Genomic DNA, 16,531 nt, shown 5'->3' with positions numbered 1-16,531 from the left:
CGAGCGGCCGGGCGGGCCGCTCGCCGTACCGGGATCACTCAGCCCGCGTGATGCGGTTCGATCGACGCCGGCAGCCCCCGCTCGCGCGCGAAAGCGGGCGTCCGCTCCCAGGAGTCGTTGAGCAGACTCGGAATCATGTGCTCGTCCAGGCGGTCCCGGTGCACGGTCGTCATCATGACCGTGAGACCGAAGAGCAGGCTCCCCGCGCAGATCATCGCGGCCACCACCGCCCATCGGGTCTGTCCGCTGCCCGCCGCGGTCAACGCCATAGCCAGCGTCGCGAAGGCAACCAGTACGCAGAAATATCCTGACCAGGCGGCGAAACGGTTCCGCCTGACCCATCCGGGAGTGTTCGCCATAGCGGCAGCGTACGCCCGGCAAACTGGTCGGACCAGGTGTGAACGCGAGGGTTTGCCGCACTGTGACACGGCCGCGATCCACTTGTTGGGACCGTCGCGATCGGCCCGGGCCGCGCGGGCTCGATCCGCACCGCGAGCCAGCCGCGCCGCACCCGGTGACTCGATCGGGGGTGTACGGCGGTGCGCGATGGCGAGGGCGCGATCACCGTGCCGCGACACCGGCGCGATAGCATCGGCGGGCTCGTCGGATGGAAGAAACCGGTGCAATTCCGGTGCGGTCGCGCCACTGTGACAGTCAGACCTTCGCCGCGAGTGCCATACCGTGCTGGGCGCGTCCACCCGAGGAAGGCCGAAACCCGTGATTTTGCTGCTGTCCACGTCCGATACCGATCTGCTGAGCGCGCGAGCCAGCGGAGCCGACTACCGGCTCGCCAACCCCGCGCGCCTGCTGCCCGAGGACCTGCTCGGTCTGCTCGCGGGCGCCGATCTGGTGATCGTTCGCATTCTCGGCGGCAAGCGCGCCTGGGAAGAGGGCCTCGAGACCGTGCGCGCCAGCGGGATTCCCGTGGTCGCCCTCGGCGGTGAGCACGCCCCCGACGCAGAGCTCATGGAGTGCTCCACCGTGCCCGGCGGCGTGGCCGCGGACGCGCACAACTACCTGGCCGCCGGCGGGCCCGCGAACCTGTTGCAGCTGAGCAACTTCCTGTCCGACACCGTCCTGCTCACCGGCCACGGCTTCGAACCGCCGGTGGAACTGCCGCGCTGGGGCGTGCTCGAGCGGACACGGCGCGAGCTGCCCGCGGGCGCGCCGACGGTCGCCGTGGTCTACTACCGCGCCCAGCATCTGGCCGGGAACACCGGCTACATCGACGCCCTGTGCACGGCCATCGAGGACAAGGGCGCGCGGGCGCTGCCCATCTACTGCGCGTCGCTGCGCACCGCCGAATCCGAGCTGCTGGCCGAGCTGCGCACGGCCGACGCGCTCGTGGTGACCGTGCTGGCCGCCGGCGGCACCAAGCCCGCGACCGCCTCCGCGGGCGGGGACGACGAAGCCTGGGACGTGGGCGCGCTGGCCGACCTGGACGTGCCGATTCTGCAGGGGCTGTGCCTGACCAGCGGCCGGGCGCAGTGGGAGGCCAACGACGACGGCCTGTCCCCGCTCGATGTCGCCACCCAGGTCGCGGTGCCCGAGTTCGACGGTCGCATCATCACGGTTCCGTTCTCCTTCAAGGAATTCGACGAGGACGGGCTCTCGACCTACGTGCCCGATCCCGAGCGCGCGGCGCGGGTCGCGGGCATCGCCACGCGCTACGCGCGCCTGCGCCATATTCCCAACTCCGACAAGCGCATCGCGATCGTGTTCTCGGCGTACCCGACCAAGCACGCCCGCATCGGCAACGCCGTCGGCCTGGACACCCCGGCCAGCGCCATCAAGCTGCTCCAGGAATTGCGTTCGGCCGGTTACGATCTCGGCGAGCCGGGGGAGATCCCGGGCCTCGAGGCCGGGGACGGCGACGCGCTGGTGCACGCGCTCATCGCCGCGGGCGGCCAGGACCCGGACTGGCTGACCGCCGAACAGCTCGAGGGCAATCCGCTGCGGATCGGGGCCGAGACCTACGGCCGGTGGTTCGCCGAGCTGCCCGCGGATCTGCGCGCGGGCGTGGAAGAAGCGTGGGGCGTCGCGCCCGGTGAGCTGTATGTCGATCGCTCGGCGGATCCGAAGGGCGAAATCGTCATCGCCGCCATGCGATTCGGCAACGTGGTGATCATCGTGCAGCCCCCGCGCGGTTTCGGTGAGAACCCGGTCGCGATCTATCACGACCCGGATCTGCCGCCGAGCCACCACTACCTGGCCGCCTACCGCTGGCTCGCCGCGCCCGACGGCTTCGCCGCCGACGCGATGGTGCACCTGGGCAAGCACGGCAACCTGGAATGGCTGCCGGGCAAGACCCTGGGCATGTCCGCCTCGTGCGGCACCGACGCCGCGCTCGGCGATCTGCCGCTGATCTACCCGTTCCTGGTGAACGACCCGGGCGAGGGCACCCAGGCCAAGCGCCGCGCGCACGCCACGCTGGTCGATCACCTCATCCCGCCGATGGCGCGCGCCGAAACCTACGGCGACATCTCGCGTCTGGAGCAGTTGCTCGACGAGCACTCCAACATCTCCACCCTCGATCCGGCCAAGCTGCCCGCCATCCGCCAGCAGATCTGGACGCTGATGCGCGCGGCCAAGATGGACCACGATCTGGGCCTGGCCGAGCGGCCCGACGAGGACGTCTTCGACGACATGCTGCTGCACGTCGACGGCTGGCTGTGCGAGATCAAGGACGTGCAGATCCGCGACGGGTTGCACATCCTGGGTCAGGCCCCGGCCGGGGAGGCCGAGGTCGATCTGGTGCTGGCCATGCTGCGCGCCCGCCAGCTCTGGGGCGGCGAGGTCAACGTGCCGGGTCTGCGCGAGGCGCTGGGCCTGAGCGAGGCCGGAGACGAATCCCGCGAACGCGTCGACACGTTCGAAGGTGTTGCGCGCGATCTGGTTTCGGCCATGGGGGAGATCGACTGGGATGTCCAGGGGATCGACGCGATCACCGAGCAGCTCGTGCCCGACGGCGACGCGATCGCCGTCGCGGGGGCCGAGCCCGAATCCCGGCTCTCAGCCGTGCGCCGGGTGCTGGGCTTCGCGGCCACCGAGGTGGTGCCGCGCCTGCGCCAGACCGGGGTCGAGGTCGCGCGCATCCTGCACGCGCTGAACGGCGGCTTCATTCCGGCCGGACCCAGCGGATCGCCGCTGCGCGGGCTCATCAACGTGCTGCCCACCGGCCGCAACTTCTACTCCGTGGATCCCAAGGCCGTGCCCTCGCGCCTGGCGTGGGAAACCGGTCAGGCCATGGCAGATTCGCTGCTGGCCCGGTACCTGGCCGACCACGGCGAGTACCCGCGCTCGGTCGGGCTCTCGATCTGGGGCACCTCGGCCATGCGCACCTCCGGCGACGACATCGCCGAGGTCTTCGCGCTGCTGGGTGTGCGCCCGGTGTGGGACGAGGCGAGCCGGCGCGTGACCACGCTCGAAGCGATCGGGCTCGAGGAGCTGGGCCGCCCGCGCGTGGACGTGACCGTGCGCATCAGCGGCTTCTTCCGCGACGCCTTCCCGCACGTGCTGGCCCTGCTCGACGACGCGGTGCGCCTGGTCGCGGACCTCGACGAGCCCGCGGAGTCGAATTACGTTCGCGCGCATGCGCAGGCCGATCTGGCCGAGCACGGCGACGAACGCCGCGCTACCACTCGCATCTTCGGATCCAAGCCCGGCACCTACGGCGCGGGCCTGCTCCAGCTCATCGATTCCAAGAGCTGGCGCACCGACGACGATCTCGCGCAGGTCTACACCGCCTGGGGCGGATTCGCCTACGGGCGCGAGCTCGACGGCGTGCCCGCCGCGGACGACATGCGCACCGCCTACCGGCGAATCGCGGTGGCGGCCAAGAACACCGACACCCGCGAACACGATATCGCCGACTCCGACGACTATTTCCAGTATCACGGCGGCATGGTGGCCACCGTGCGCGCGCTCACCGGGAAGAATCCCGAGGCGTACATCGGCGACAGCACCCGCCCGGACGCGGTGCGCACCCGCACGCTGTCCGAGGAGACCACGCGCGTATTCCGTGCGCGCGTGATCAATCCGCGCTGGCTCGAGGCCATGCGCCGGCACGGGTACAAGGGTGCGTTCGAAATGGCCGCCACCGTCGACTATCTCTTCGGCTATGACGCCACCACGAATGTCGTCGCGGACTGGATGTACGAAAAGCTCGCGGAGAGTTACGTTTTCGACGACGTGAATCGCAAGTTCATGGAGCAGTCGAATCCCTGGGCGCTGCACGGCATCGCGGAGCGTTTGCTGGAGGCGGCCGAGCGGAAATTGTGGGAGGCGCCCGAATCGCAGACGCTGGAACGACTGCGCCAGGTGTATCTCGAAACCGAAGGCGAACTGGAGTAGGCGAATTCCGCCGCGCGTGCCGCGGCGACGGTGCTGACGGCGGGTGCCGGGGCTGCGACGTTGAGGACATCAGCGGACAACCCCGGCACCTGCTCTATCCGCGGGCGGAGTCTGAGGGGACCATAAGAATCGTCCCGGCGTCACACTCGGGGAGGCGGCGGGAACTCCGATCACGTTATTGGGATCGATAATTGGATGTGGATTCCCCGATTCGCCGCGTGCATCGGTACGCGCAATCCGTTCGTGGACTTCGGCGTCGCTTTCCGTGCACGCCCGATGCGTGCATGCGGCGAATCGGCCTTTCAATGGCAGGAACGCAGGATGAGAATCGCCAAATTCGCCGCAACAGCTCTTTTCTCGATCGCCACGCTCTGCGTCGCGACCGCGACCGCGCACGGTGAACCCGCCGTCGCGAATCCGGGCATCAGTGGTGTCGATCGAGGGGTCGAGTACATCACCAGCCTGGCGCCGGACCGCTCCACGGTCAGCACGACCCTGTCCGGGGGCCGCTTCGAGGTGGCGGCGGGCGCGGTCAGCGTGATCGCCCCGTCGGGCGAGACCATCGCCTCGCTACCGCTGGTCTACCGGGTCGCGGACCGCACGGTCAGCGTGCTGCCCGAAGTCGATGCCGCCGGAACCACTTTGACGGTCCGCCCGGCGAACGCCGCCGATGTGGTGGCGCCCACCGCCGAGTCCGTCGCGCTGCAGAACGTGGCCAACGCCGGGACCATCGTGGCCGGGGCGGTGATCGGCTGCCTGGTCGGCATCGTCATCGGCATCTGGTTCTTCGGTATCGGCGCCATCATCGGCTGCGGCGTCGGCGGATTGATCGGTGCGATCATCGGCGGGCAACAACCGTGAGGTGACACAGTATGTGCGTGCGGGTTCCGGATGAGTCGGGCCCGCACACACCGGACCGCCGGGCACGCAACCGCTCCGGCGGTCCTGTCATGTCCGGGGCCGCCGGCGCGGCGCCCAGGCCGGGGATCACGGGGCGGCGGTGACCTCGATGCCGATGGTGCCGGTCTTGCCGCGCCGCAGCACACTGGCGGACACGACCAGGAAGCCCTGGATGCCGTAGCGCTTCTTGATCAGCGAGCGGGTGCGGTCGCTGCCGGCGTCGTCCTGGATGACCGCGGTCGCCTTGACGATTTCGCCGCGGGTCTTGCCGCGCACGTCGCAGGGCTGGATGGTGACCTCGGGATTGCGGCGGATCCGCTTGACCTTCCAGCTGTCGGTCACGGTCCAGATGTACAGACGGCCGTTGTCGAGCGCGGCCCACAGCGGGGTGCCGACGGGGGTGCCGTCCTTCTTGAAGGTGGTGAGCATGACGTACTGGGCGGTCCCGGCCGGGCCGAAGGGATTGTCCACGACCGCAGCCTAGCCGGTGATCGGCCGAGACGACCTCGGCCATCTTCCCGCAACGAGTCATAGGCGCGTGTCCAGCGGTGTTTGTAGGCTGACACGCGGAGGCGAACAGTGCGAGGAGGCAGTAATGGCGGCGACTTCGGTTCCCATGCTCTGGGGCGGCAACCTGCCGGAGACTCTCGAGTTCTACAAGACGCTGGGCTACGTCGTCACGTACGAGCAGCATCGGCCGTACAGCTACGGTGCGGTGCGCCGCAACGGATTCGAACTGCACTTCGGCCCGACGCCCAAGGAACTCGACGCCCAGCGCGCCCATATCGGATGCCTGGTGGTGGTGGACGAGGTCGAACCCTGGCACGTGGAGTTCACCGCGGCGCTGCGCGCCAAGTACGGGCGCATCCCGGCCCGCGGCGTCCCGCGCATCACCCGGTTCCGGCCCGGGCAAACGCGTTTCACCGTGGTGGACCCGGTCGGCAACACCGTCATCTACATCCAGCGCGATGAACCCGACCCCGAATACGGGGGCGCCGCGGTGCTCGAGGGGCTGGCCCGGGTTCTGGACCACGCCCGGATCCTGCGGGACTCCAAGAGCGACGACGCGGCCGCCGCCCGGATCATCGAGACCGGCCTGCGCCGGTACGGCACCGCGGCCACGCCGGTCGAGCGGGCACGCGCCCTCGCCATGCTGGCCGAGATCGCCGCCGCGGCAGACGATTCCAGCCGGGTGACGCAGCTGCTCGCACAGGTCGACACGCTCGCGCTGTCGGAGGCCGACCGCGCGGTGGTCGCCGACGAGCTCAAAGTGGTGGCGGCGCTGCGGGACTGGCTCACGACCGAGGCCTGACCCGCTGGGGCCGGTGCTCTCGGGCGCACCGGCCCGCGGCGGCGCCCGGCGACGGGGACCGGGTGCGGGGGAGGTCCGGCGGGTTCGGCCGGCCGGGAAGTCCGGTGCGGTTACGAAGTGCGGGCGCCGACCATACGCAGTGCGAGCGTGGCGTATTCGTCGCCGAGCGTCTCGGGGGTGCTGCGATAGGCCGGGCGATACCAGCGCGAGGCGTCCACGCTCAAGGCCAGCAGGGCCAGGGCGGTCGCGCTCGGATCGGTGATGTCGAAGTCGCCGGCGTCCGCGCCTTCGGCGGCCAGATCGCGGATCAGGCGGTGCAGGCTGTGCTGCACCTCGGTCACCTCGGCGCGGTGATCGGGGGTGAGATCGGTCAGGTGGTAGAGCACCACGCGGACCGAACCGCTGTAGCGGGCGTGCCAGATGGTCAGCGCGCGCACGGTGGCGGCCAGGCGTTCGGCGGTGCTGCCGGGGCCGGTGGCGGCGGCCTCGGCGACCTGCTGGGTCAGCCGCAGCGCGGACAGGGAAATGCGGTGCAGAACTTCCTCTTTGGAGCGGAAGTGCACGTAGAGCCCGGCCGGGCTCAGGCCGGCGCGGGCCGCGATGTCGCGGGTGGTGGTGGCGTGGAAGCCGCGTTCGGAGAAGGCGTCGATGGCCGCCAGGAAGATGCGGCGCTGCCCGTCGGGGAAGCGGCGGCGTCCGCCCTCGAGCTGGGCCAGGGCCGTGGCCAGGGCGGCATTGCCGGGGTCGGTGTCCGGGTCCGCGGTGTTCGTGGTGAACTCGCCGGCGGCGGGACCCGGATCCAGGCCGGATTCGGTCCCGGGCGGATGCCCGTTGCCCGGGGCCTGCGGCCGGTCGGTTCCGGCGCCCTGCGGTACGTCATCGATGTTCATCGAATCATTATCGTGCAGAGAGGTTTTCGTGCGCGCGTCCGGGCGTGGATCACCCTCGGGCGGGGTGCGCGGGCAAGCCGGTGTGGGTGTTCGCGCGCACGGTGCGGGTCGATCGCGGTGGTCAGGCGACGAGGGTGAGCACCTGCGGGCCGTCGGCGGTGATGGCCACGGTGTGTTCGGAATGCGCGGTGCGCGAACCGTCGGCCGAGCGGATCGTCCACCCGTCCGGGTCGGTGTAGACGCGATCGGTGGTGCGGGCGAACCACGGCTCGATGGCGATGGTCAGACCCGGGCGCAGCCGGTAGCCGCGCCCGGGGCGGCCGTCGTTGGCCACATGCGGGTCCTCGTGCATGGTGCGGCCCAGGCCGTGCCCGCCGAACTCGGTGTTCACCGGGTAGCCGTGCGCGGCGGCGACCGCGGCGATGGCGGCCGAGACGTCGCCGAGGCGATTGCCGGGCTGGGCGGCGGCGATGGCGGCGTCCAGGGCCAGTTCGGTGGCGCGGATGAGGCGGGTGTCCTCGGGGGCGGGGGTGCCGACGGTGACGGTGGTGGCGGCGTCGGCGACCCAGCCGTCGATGCTCACCGCCAGATCCATGGTGAGCACGTCGCCGTCGCGCAGGTCGTAGTCGAAGGGCAGTCCGTGCAGGACCGCGTCGTTCACCGACAGGCACACCGTGTTGCGGAAGGGTCCGCGCCCGAAGGACGGCGCGTAGTCCCAGTAGCAGGACACCGCGCCGCGCTGTCGAATGCGTTCGCGCACATGGGCTTCCAATTCGAGCAGATTCACCCCCACCGCGGCGCGCTCGCGCAGTTCGGCCAGTACCTCGGCGACGAATCGGCCCGTGACCCGCATGCGGGCGATCTCCGCCGCGGTTTTGAGTTCCACCATGACAACCTCCGAATCGGTATTTTAATACCGACCCTAGCGGCTCGTGGTATTTTTATCCCAATCGCGGCGAACAGCCGCACCCGCCCGGGTCGCCGGGCGGCAACCGGCAGACAGGTGAGGTTTCATGGTTCGGCTTCCACTGACCCCGGCGCAGCTCGAGGCCGGCCGCCGCCTGGGCCGCGCGCTGCGCACCGCCCGCGGTGAGCGCGAGCTCGTCGAGGTCGCCGAGACTGCGGGCATCTCGCCCGAGACCCTGCGCAAGATCGAATCCGGCCGGTTGCCGACCCCGGCGTTCGGCACGGTGGTCGCGCTGAGCCGCACCCTGGACATCCCGCTCGAAGAGCTCGCCGAGAACTGGAATCCCACCGCGGAGGCCGCGCGCTCGGCGTCCTGACGCGCGGGCGTCCCCGCACCGGTGGTTGATCGCGGCCGTCCTCGTTCACCGTGCGCCGGGATGCCTTTCGCGCGCGGTGCTCGTGCGGAGCGGGCCCATCGCACGTCCCCGGGCGCCGCTGCCGCCTCAGTCGGCCGGAAGTTCGGTCGGCACCGCGATCACGTCGACCATCGCGCCGTTGCGCAGCACCGTCACCGGGAGCGCGCGGCCGATGGCCTCGTCGAAGAGCTGACTCTGAATGCCCTGGGCGTCACGCACTTCCCGGCGGGCCACGCTCAGCACCAGGTCGCCCCGGCGCAGGCCCGCGCGTTCGGCGGGACCACCGCGCACCACCTCCATGATCCGCAGCCCGGCGTTCCGGCCGGTGCGTTCGGCGACGTCCGCGGGCAGGGGAGCGGGCACCCCGACCACCCCGAGGTAGGCGCGCCGCACCCGGCCGTCGTGGCGCAGCGTGGTGATGATGCGGCGGGTGGTCCGGTTGATCGGAATCGCCAGGCCCAGTCCGATGCCCGCCACCGCGGTGTTGATCCCGACCACCCGGCCCAGTGAATCGGCCAGCGCGCCACCGGAATTCCCCGGGTTCAGGGCGGCGTCGGTCTGGATGACGTCCTCGATGACCCGCGCGGTCCGCCGGTTGCCGACCGGCACCGACCGGCCGAGCGCGCTCACCACCCCGGCCGTCACCGACCCGGCCAGCCCGAGCGGGCTGCCCACCGCGACCACCAGCTGCCCGACCACGAGCGAATCGGCGTCCCCGAGCCGGGCGGCCTCGGGTGCGCCCCCGCGCGCCCGCAACACCGCCAGATCCGAGAGCGGATCCACCCCCACGACGTCGAACCGCGATTCGGCCCCGTCCGCGAACACCACGACCCCGTTGCTCGCGCTCGCGACCACGTGCGCGTTGGTCAGCAGATACCCGTCGTCGGTGAACACCACCGCCGACCCGCTCCCGCGCCGGGTCTGCACACTGGCCACGTGCGGGGTGACCGCCCGCGCCACCCCGATCACCGCCCGCGAATACGCGTCCAGCGCAGCGGCATCGGCGCCGGCCGTCGTGCTGGACGCGGCATCGGTGCTGGAGGCGGCATTCGCGGGGACTGTGGAATCGGCGGGGGCGGCCGGGTCGGTTTCGTCGGACATGGGCTCACCATCCGAGTACACGATTACGAGTTGACCGTTCCAGGATGCCCGCGCGTGCGGGGGAGCGCATCGTGTTCGCCGCCGGCGCAATGCCGGACCTCCCGGACGAGCGGGTTCGCACACGTCCCGTGCGGTGGAGGCGTCGCACGGACGCCACGGCGGAACGCGCCCCGGCGCCGGGTCAGCGTGGTTCCGCCGCCAGGAGCGCGCCGGAGTCGGACGTGCTCACGAGCAGCGCGGTGGCGTGGACGCGGCGCAGACCCGCGGTGCGGGCGGGCAGCGGGGCCGCGAAGTCGATGCGCAGCACCGGGGACGCGGGGGACCGGATGAAGGACAGGGCGCCCGAGTCCTCGTCGAAGGCCAGGCCGAGTTCGGCGGGCTGCGCGGGTGTGGTGTGCACCGAAGTGATGCCGGTGATCGCGGTGCGCGGGATGTCGATGGCGGCGAGCAGCCCGAAGCGGGCGTGCACCGTCGTGGGGGTGAGGCGGGTGTGGCTCCACAGCGGTGACGCCACCGCCAGCAGGAGTGCGGCGGTGGCGGCCACGGCGACGATATCGACCACGAGGGCAACGGTTTCCGGCAGCAGAGCCGCGGCCAGGAAGTGCAGGACCGCGGCCTCGAGCACGCCGAGCAGGCACAGGCCCGCGACGAGCCCGGCCCAGCCCGCCCGGCCGCCCAGGCCGATTCGAGTACGCATCGGGACCGACTCCTTTCCCGGTGAGCCGGTCCCGGCGGACCGGTGACGCGGGACTAGGTCGCCTGGCTGACCGAGGACATGTGGAAATCGGGAATCCGCAAGGGCGGCATGGCGGTCCGGGTGAACCAGTCCTTCCACTCGCGCGGGAGGGTGATCTCGGTGCGGCCCGCCTCGGAGACCCGGCGCAGCAGATCCAGCGGGGACTCGTTGAAGCGGAAGTTGTTCGCCGCCCCGACCACCTCGCCGTCCTCCACCAGGTACACCCCGTCGCGGGTCAGGCCGGTCAGCAGCAGCGTCGCCGGATCCACCTCGCGGATGTACCAGAGGCAGGTCAGCAGCAGGCCGCGTTCGGTCCGGGCGATCATGTCCGGCAGCGAGGCGTCGGAACCACCCGTCATGAGCAGGTTCTCACCGGGCAGGGTAACCGGGGCGTCGAACTCGGCGGCCGTCGCGCGCGGGTACACCAGCGACTCCACCACGCCCTCGCGCACCCAGTCCGCGCGCTGGGCGCTGAGGCCGTTGTCGAACACCGACAGCGACTCCGAGGACGCCGGGGTCGCCACGAACGGGCGGTACTCCAGGCCCGCGGCGGACGGGTCCGAGTACAGGGTCAGCGGAATATCGGTGAGCCGCTCCCCGATTCGCGTGCCGCCCGCCCGCGCGAACGCGGTGTGCCCCTCGTGCGCGCCGCGGCCCTCCATCGTCCAGGCCATGTAGATCATGAGATCGGCGACCGCCGAGGGCGGCAGCAGCGTCTCGTAGCGCCCGGCGGGCAACTCCACCCGCCGCTTGCTCCAATCCAGGCGGCGTGACAGCTCGGCCAGCAATCCGGGCACATCGACGTCCCCGAAGTCGGTGGTGCCCGCGCCGACCCACGCGCTGGCCAGGTCCGCGCCGCTGCCGCGTTTGCCGTTGATCTCCACCGAGCCGGTGGGCTGCACCCAGCGCCGGCGCATCCCGGCCGAGGTGCCCAGCCAGGTGGAATGCACCTGGTGGTGGGCGAATCCGTACAGCTTGTCCGCGCCGTCGAAGCCGGGGGACAGATCGCGGGCCAGCTCGCCGAACACCCCGATGTCGGTGGTGGCGGGCGTGCCCTCCCAGTCGAGCACCCGGTCCAGGGTGTCGGCGTCGACCGCGCCCGGATCCAGCAGCGGCATGGCGTCCTTGGCGGGTTCGGCGGCGTGCGCGGCCGCCTCGCTGGCCCGGACCACCGCCTCGATATCGGCCGGGTCCACGCTGGTGGAGCTGACGCTGCCCACGCGCGCGCCCGCGGCGTCGCGCACGATCGAGACCACCGCCCAGTCCCGCGCGACCGAGGAACCGTTGGTGGTCATGGAATTTCCGGCCCAGCGCAGGGACGCCTCGTGCGCGTCGGTGACGATCACCATCGCCTCGTCGGCGCGCGAGAGACGCAGCGCCCGTTCGACGACCTCGGGTGCGGGAAGCACACTCACCGTATCGATCCTTTCCAGAGTGCCCGGATCACTGCCCGGCCTCGGCGCGGGTATTGAGAACATTGATGCCGCGCACCAGCACCGACGGGCAGCCGTGGCTGACCGCGGCGACCTGACCGGGTTGCGCCTTACCGCAATTGAACGCACCACCCAGCTGCCATGTCGACGGCCCGCCGACCGCCTCCATCGCGCCCCAGAAGTCGGTCGTGGTGGCCTGATACGCGACATCGCGCACCTGCCCGGCCAGTTCGCCGTTGCGAATCCGGAAGAAACGCTGGCCGGTGAACTGGAAGTTGTAGCGCTGCATGTCGATGGACCAGGACTTGTCCCCGACGATGTACAGCCCGTCCTCGACCCGCGAGATGAGTTCGGCGGTCGTGGTGTCGCGCTCGGGATCGGGTTGCAGGGACACGTTGGCCATGCGCTGGATCGGCACGTGATGCGCGGAATCGGCGTAGGAGCAGCCGTTCGACCGCTCGAGGCCCAGGCGTGGGGCGAAGGACCGGTCGAGCTGATAGCCGACCAGCGTGCCCTCGCGCACCAGATCCCAGCGCTGCCCGGCCACGCCCTCGTCGTCCCAGCCGACCGTGGCCAGGCCGTGTTCCTGGGTGCGGTCTCCGGTCACGTGCATGATCGGGGTGCCGTAGCGCAGGGCGCCCAGCAGATCTGGGGTGGCGAAGGAGGTTCCGGCGTAGGCGGATTCGTAGCCGATGGCACGGTCGTACTCGGTGGCGTGGCCGACGGACTCGTGAATGGTCAGCCACAGATTGGTGGGATCGATGACCAGATCGGTCGGGCCCGCGACGACGGTGGGCGCCTTGACCTTCTCGGCCAGCCAGGACGGGATCGCGCCGAGTTCGCCGTCCCAGTCCCAGATTCCGTCCGCGCCGGTCACGTACTCCCAGCCGCGCCCGGCCGGGGCGGCCAGGGTGCGCATGGTTTCGAACACGCCCGCCGCGGGATCGACGGTGATGGCCTCGAATTGGGGATGCAGGCGCACGCGCTGCTGGGTGATGCGCGAGCCGAAGGTGTCGGCGTAGAAGGTCTGTTCTTTGACCTGCAGCACCGCGGCCGTCACGTGATCGACGCCGTCCGCCGCGCCCAGGCGTTCCGAATAGTCCAGCAGCAGTGCCACTTTGTCGGGGGTCGGGACGGCGAACGGGTCGATCTCGTAGGCGGAGACGTAGTCCGCGTCGGCGTAGCGGGGTTCCGGGGCGAGTTCCACGCGCTCGCGATTCAAGCCCCGCAACGTTGTAGCTACCGTCACGGCGCGGCGCGCGACCTCCGCCGCGGACTCCGCGGTGAGGTCGGCGTGCGAGGCGAAACCCCATGTGCCGTCGACGATGACCCGGACCGCGAACCCGAGATCGGTACTGTCGCGCACCGATTCGACGCGCCCGTCGCGCAATCTGATGGACTGCTGTAGAAGTCGATGCACGCGCAGATCCGCGTACTGCGCGCCCGCCGCAGTCGCCGCCGACAGGGCGGCCTCGGCCAGCGCTGCCAGGGGGAGTGCGCGGAACTCCTCGTCCACGACCTTGGTTGCGATGCTCACCCGCACCACGCTAGAGGGTGCCCGGGCGGTCGTTCAACAGCACGCGCTCATCGATCGGGCTTCACAGACTGCAAAGGTGCACACGCTGCAACAACGCACGCGATGCGAAGGCGCACACAAGGAAACGGGCGCGACAAGCCCTGCACATGCGAGGTTTTGCTGTCCGGATGCCGTAGCGTCTGGCCGCGTGCCGCCATCCGCACTACGCGATCGCAAACGAGAACGCACCCGCCGCGCCCTGTATCAGGCCGCCGCCGAACTGTTCGAAGCCAGAGGCTACGAGGCGACCACCGTCGCCGAAATCGCCGCCGCCGCCGAAGTGGGCACCCGGACCTTCTTCAATTATTTCGCCAGCAAAGAGGAACTGCTGTTCCCCGAACCGGACGACCGGGTGAGCTCGGCCGCACGCGCCATCGCGGCCCGCACGCCCGAGGAACGACCGGTGGAAGTGCTGCTGCGAGCGCTGCGGGCGGCCGGCGACGACCCGGGAGCGCAAGCGGGAGACAAACTCTCGGCACGCATCGCGGTGATCCGCGCGCAGGTGTCCCGTCACATCCCTGCGGTCAGTGGCCGGGCCGCCTACGCACAACTGTCGGCCCAGCAGGAAATCGCGCAGCAACTGCGCGCGGCGTTTCCGGACGAACTCGACGAGGTCGGGGCGGCCGCCCTGGTCGGCGCGGTGGTCGGGGCCGTGTCCGGTGCGCTCACCGCCCTGTTCCAGAGCGGGGCGGGCGGCGATCCGGACGAGTTGCAGCGCCGGATCCAGGACACCACGTCCACCGTGCTCGCGCCGTGGCTCACCGCGCCCCGTCCCGGGAGCGGGACCGAAGTCGTTGCGGGACAGCCCGCTCCGGGCCCGGGCGGAATCACCACTCGCGCACCCCAGGTTCGGCGGGACACGAGTGTGCCGCGCGCACCGGAGATTCGGCGCGACTTCACGGGACCGTATCCCGGTGAACCGCGGCGCGGGGCGCCGCCCCTGGCTCCGGCGCGCGGCAACTCGCCCGCCGCCAAGGCCTCCCAGGCCAGCCGGATCTTCGCCCCCGCCGAACCCCCGCTGCGCGACACGCTCGTCGGCCCGGTTCCCCGGGCGCACACCGGCTCCGGGCCGGCCTCGGCGGTGCAGCAGGACGGACCGGCGCGCAGCGCGGCGGTCACGGTCCAGGTCCGCGGCAATTTCACCGCCGAAGCCTGCGCGATCACGACACCGGCGGAGGTGTCGCGGGCGGTCCGGGTCTTCGGGGACACGGTTCGCCAGTCCGATTCCTGGAGCGGCACCGCTTCCGATACTCGGACGCCGTCGGCCGACGAGTCGTACGCCGTGCGCACCGACGCGGTCTCCGGCTTGACGCACGCCGGACCCTTCGCGACAGAGCAAGCCACGCTGGAGGATCAGCCCGCCCCGGCCGCCGTGCTTCGGACGGCGAACACCGCGCCCGTGGCCGAGGGAACCGCGCTGGCGGATCAGGCGGTCGAGTCCGTGCACGCGCCGGTCACGCCCGCGGAGCGTGTCGGCGACGCGGTCGCGGAAATCGCTGTGCGGCAGCCGAGTGCGGTCCCGCCGCGGGTCTCCGCACCGGCGGCGAACCCCGGGGACGAGCGAGAAACGCCCGCCCGCAACGTCGTCGACGCCGCGCACGCGGACGAACCGGCCGGCCGTGTGCAGCAATCCCCCGGTGTCATCCGAGAGACCAACTCGGACGGCGATATCGACGCGGCGTCCGATCTCGGCGCGGAGCCCGCGCCGATCGCGCCGGCACGACGGCATCGCCCGGCCCAGGTAACCACGGCCTGGGATTACGCGACCGATTCGCACACCGCCCGCGACGCGGAGTCCGGCGCCTTCGTGCGCCGGGAACCGGACGCCGAATCGGACACCGATGCCGGTGCGGTCGGTCAGCCGGCCTGGCGCGGCTCCGCGCCGCGCACGCTGCGTCCGGTGTCGGACAGCGGTGCGGTGGATGCTTCGGTGCCGGTGCCGGTGCCGGTGCCGGTGGCGATGCCGGACCCAACCTCGGTCTCAGTCCCGGACCCGGCACCAGTCTCATCTCCGGTGCCGGCCTCAGCTCCGCTCTCAGTCCCAGTGCCGGAACGCAGTTCGGCGAGTATCGCGGGCTCAGCCCCGGTCTCAGTTCCCGCGCCAAACAGCGGTTCGGCGAATATCCCGGTGCCGGTGCCGGTGCCGGACAGCGGTCCGGTGGATGCTTCCGTGCCCGTGCCCGTGCCCGTGCCCGTGCCCGTGCCCGTGCCCGTGCCCGCCTCGGCTTCAGTCCTGGAGCCGGCCCCGTTATCGGTCGGGGTGCTAGACAGCGGTTCAGTGAATGTCCCGGGCTCAGCCCCGGTCTCAGTCCTGGTGCCGGGGCCGGACAGCGGGTCGGCAAATGTCCCGGTGCGGGTCTCGACCTCGGCCCCGGTCTCGGCCCCGGAGCCGGAGGGCTCGGCGGTCGAGGTCGCCGGCGGTCGGCCCGAAGATGGTGCTGCACGGGCGTTTCGGACGGAGGGTGCGGCGACCGACAGCCGGGTGACCGCAGACACCGCAGGAGACACCGACATCGAGGGTAGGGAGCCCGCGTTCGAGGTTCGTGAGCTCCGGTCGGTGCCGCGGGAGCCCCTGTTCGCGCCCCGGGACGCGGTGACCGGCGCGGAGGTCGGAGCGCCGCGCGCGGCCACGAGCAGCGACGGCGGTTCCACGGCCGGTCCCGTGCCCTCGCGGGAAGCGAATCCGCAGCCGCGGCTCGCGGTGTCGATGCGGCATCTGGGCGCGGCGGTGCTGCGTCGGCAGACACCCGAGACACCGGTGTCCGCTACGACGGACGAGAGCGCGGCGGGGGAGTCCGAATCCCACTCCGCCGCCGAGGTTTCGGCGCTCGACTCGGATCGGGATCGAGCCGGTTCCGAAAACACCCTCGCCTGAACAGTTTTGACCGAACTTCCGGCCGGGTCACCC

General features: G+C 71.2%; 13 protein-coding genes and 1 riboswitch. Of the genes, 5 read left to right on the top strand and 8 right to left on the bottom strand.

What is annotated here, in order from left to right; translation table 11 throughout:
- Nucleotides 1-38: 38 nt before the first annotated feature.
- Nucleotides 39-359 carry a hypothetical protein gene (locus ABZ319_RS24290; protein WP_354988763.1) on the bottom strand — a complete coding sequence of 107 codons (321 nt, stop codon included), beginning with the start codon at nt 357-359 and terminating at the stop codon, nt 39-41.
- Between the two features lie 216 nt (nt 360-575).
- A riboswitch (cobalamin riboswitch) is annotated at nt 576-685 on the top strand.
- 32 nt (nt 686-717) lie between these two features.
- Between ABZ319_RS24290 and cobN the strand changes: the two genes are divergently transcribed.
- Nucleotides 718-4,353 (top strand): cobaltochelatase subunit CobN, encoded by a 3,636-nt coding sequence (cobN, locus tag ABZ319_RS24285; protein WP_354988762.1) that lies wholly within the window; start codon nt 718-720, stop codon nt 4,351-4,353.
- A 321-nt stretch (nt 4,354-4,674) separates the two neighbouring features.
- Nucleotides 4,675-5,214 carry a hypothetical protein gene (locus tag ABZ319_RS24280; RefSeq protein WP_354988761.1) on the top strand — a complete coding sequence of 180 codons (540 nt, stop codon included), beginning with the start codon at nt 4,675-4,677 and terminating at the stop codon, nt 5,212-5,214.
- Between the two features lie 126 nt (nt 5,215-5,340).
- On the opposite strand, the gene ABZ319_RS24275 is transcribed toward ABZ319_RS24280, so the two are convergent.
- Nucleotides 5,341-5,724: a PPOX class F420-dependent oxidoreductase gene (locus ABZ319_RS24275; protein WP_354988760.1), complete on the bottom strand. Its 384-nt coding sequence runs from the start codon at nt 5,722-5,724 to the stop codon at nt 5,341-5,343.
- 124 nt (nt 5,725-5,848) lie between these two features.
- Here ABZ319_RS24275 and ABZ319_RS24270 point away from each other — a divergent pair, with 124 nt between their 5' ends.
- On the top strand, nt 5,849-6,565 hold the full coding sequence (locus tag ABZ319_RS24270) for a glyoxalase (RefSeq protein ID WP_354988759.1): 717 nt from the start codon (nt 5,849-5,851) through the stop codon (nt 6,563-6,565).
- A gap of 110 nt (nt 6,566-6,675) precedes the next feature.
- Here the strand turns inward: ABZ319_RS24270 and ABZ319_RS24265 are convergent, their stop codons facing one another.
- Together ABZ319_RS24265 and map are read right to left on the bottom strand one after the other, a co-directional pair.
- A complete protein-coding gene (locus ABZ319_RS24265) occupies nt 6,676-7,455 on the bottom strand; it encodes a TetR/AcrR family transcriptional regulator (RefSeq protein ID WP_354988758.1) in 780 nt (259 codons plus the stop codon).
- A gap of 121 nt (nt 7,456-7,576) precedes the next feature.
- Entirely contained in the window at nt 7,577-8,344 is a 768-nt protein-coding gene (gene map / locus ABZ319_RS24260) for a type I methionyl aminopeptidase (RefSeq protein WP_354988757.1), read from the bottom strand.
- 124 nt (nt 8,345-8,468) lie between these two features.
- On the opposite strand from map, the gene ABZ319_RS24255 reads away from it, so the two are divergent.
- The gene (locus ABZ319_RS24255) at nt 8,469-8,738 is read left to right on the top strand and encodes a helix-turn-helix transcriptional regulator (protein WP_354988756.1); all 270 of its coding nucleotides are present in this window, start codon (nt 8,469-8,471) and stop codon (nt 8,736-8,738) included.
- A 126-nt stretch (nt 8,739-8,864) separates the two neighbouring features.
- Here ABZ319_RS24255 and ABZ319_RS24250 read toward each other — a convergent pair whose 3' ends face one another.
- The 4 genes from ABZ319_RS24250 to ABZ319_RS24235 all read right to left on the bottom strand — a co-directional run bounded on the left by ABZ319_RS24250 (nt 8,865) and on the right by ABZ319_RS24235 (nt 13,593).
- A complete protein-coding gene (locus ABZ319_RS24250) occupies nt 8,865-9,878 on the bottom strand; it encodes a trypsin-like peptidase domain-containing protein (protein ID WP_354988755.1) in 1,014 nt (337 codons plus the stop codon).
- Between the two features lie 181 nt (nt 9,879-10,059).
- On the bottom strand, nt 10,060-10,575 hold the full coding sequence (locus ABZ319_RS24245) for a hypothetical protein (protein WP_354988754.1): 516 nt from the start codon (nt 10,573-10,575) through the stop codon (nt 10,060-10,062).
- Nucleotides 10,576-10,628: 53 nt separating this feature from the next.
- A complete protein-coding gene (locus ABZ319_RS24240) occupies nt 10,629-12,023 on the bottom strand; it encodes a metallopeptidase TldD-related protein (protein WP_354988767.1) in 1,395 nt (464 codons plus the stop codon).
- 34 nt (nt 12,024-12,057) lie between these two features.
- On the bottom strand, nt 12,058-13,593 hold the full coding sequence (locus ABZ319_RS24235; RefSeq protein WP_354988753.1) for a TldD/PmbA family protein: 1,536 nt from the start codon (nt 13,591-13,593) through the stop codon (nt 12,058-12,060).
- A gap of 178 nt (nt 13,594-13,771) precedes the next feature.
- Here ABZ319_RS24235 and ABZ319_RS24230 point away from each other — a divergent pair, with 178 nt between their 5' ends.
- Nucleotides 13,772-16,498 carry a TetR family transcriptional regulator gene (locus ABZ319_RS24230; protein ID WP_354988752.1) on the top strand — a complete coding sequence of 909 codons (2,727 nt, stop codon included), beginning with the start codon at nt 13,772-13,774 and terminating at the stop codon, nt 16,496-16,498.
- Nucleotides 16,499-16,531 lie beyond the last annotated feature (33 nt).

It is taken from the genome of Nocardia sp. NPDC005978 (genome assembly GCF_040614455.1).
In the GTDB taxonomy this organism is placed as follows: Bacteria; Actinomycetota; Actinomycetes; order Mycobacteriales; family Mycobacteriaceae; genus Nocardia.
The sequence above is the reverse complement of the archived record's forward strand: the minus strand, read 5'-3'. Positions and strand labels throughout refer to the sequence as shown.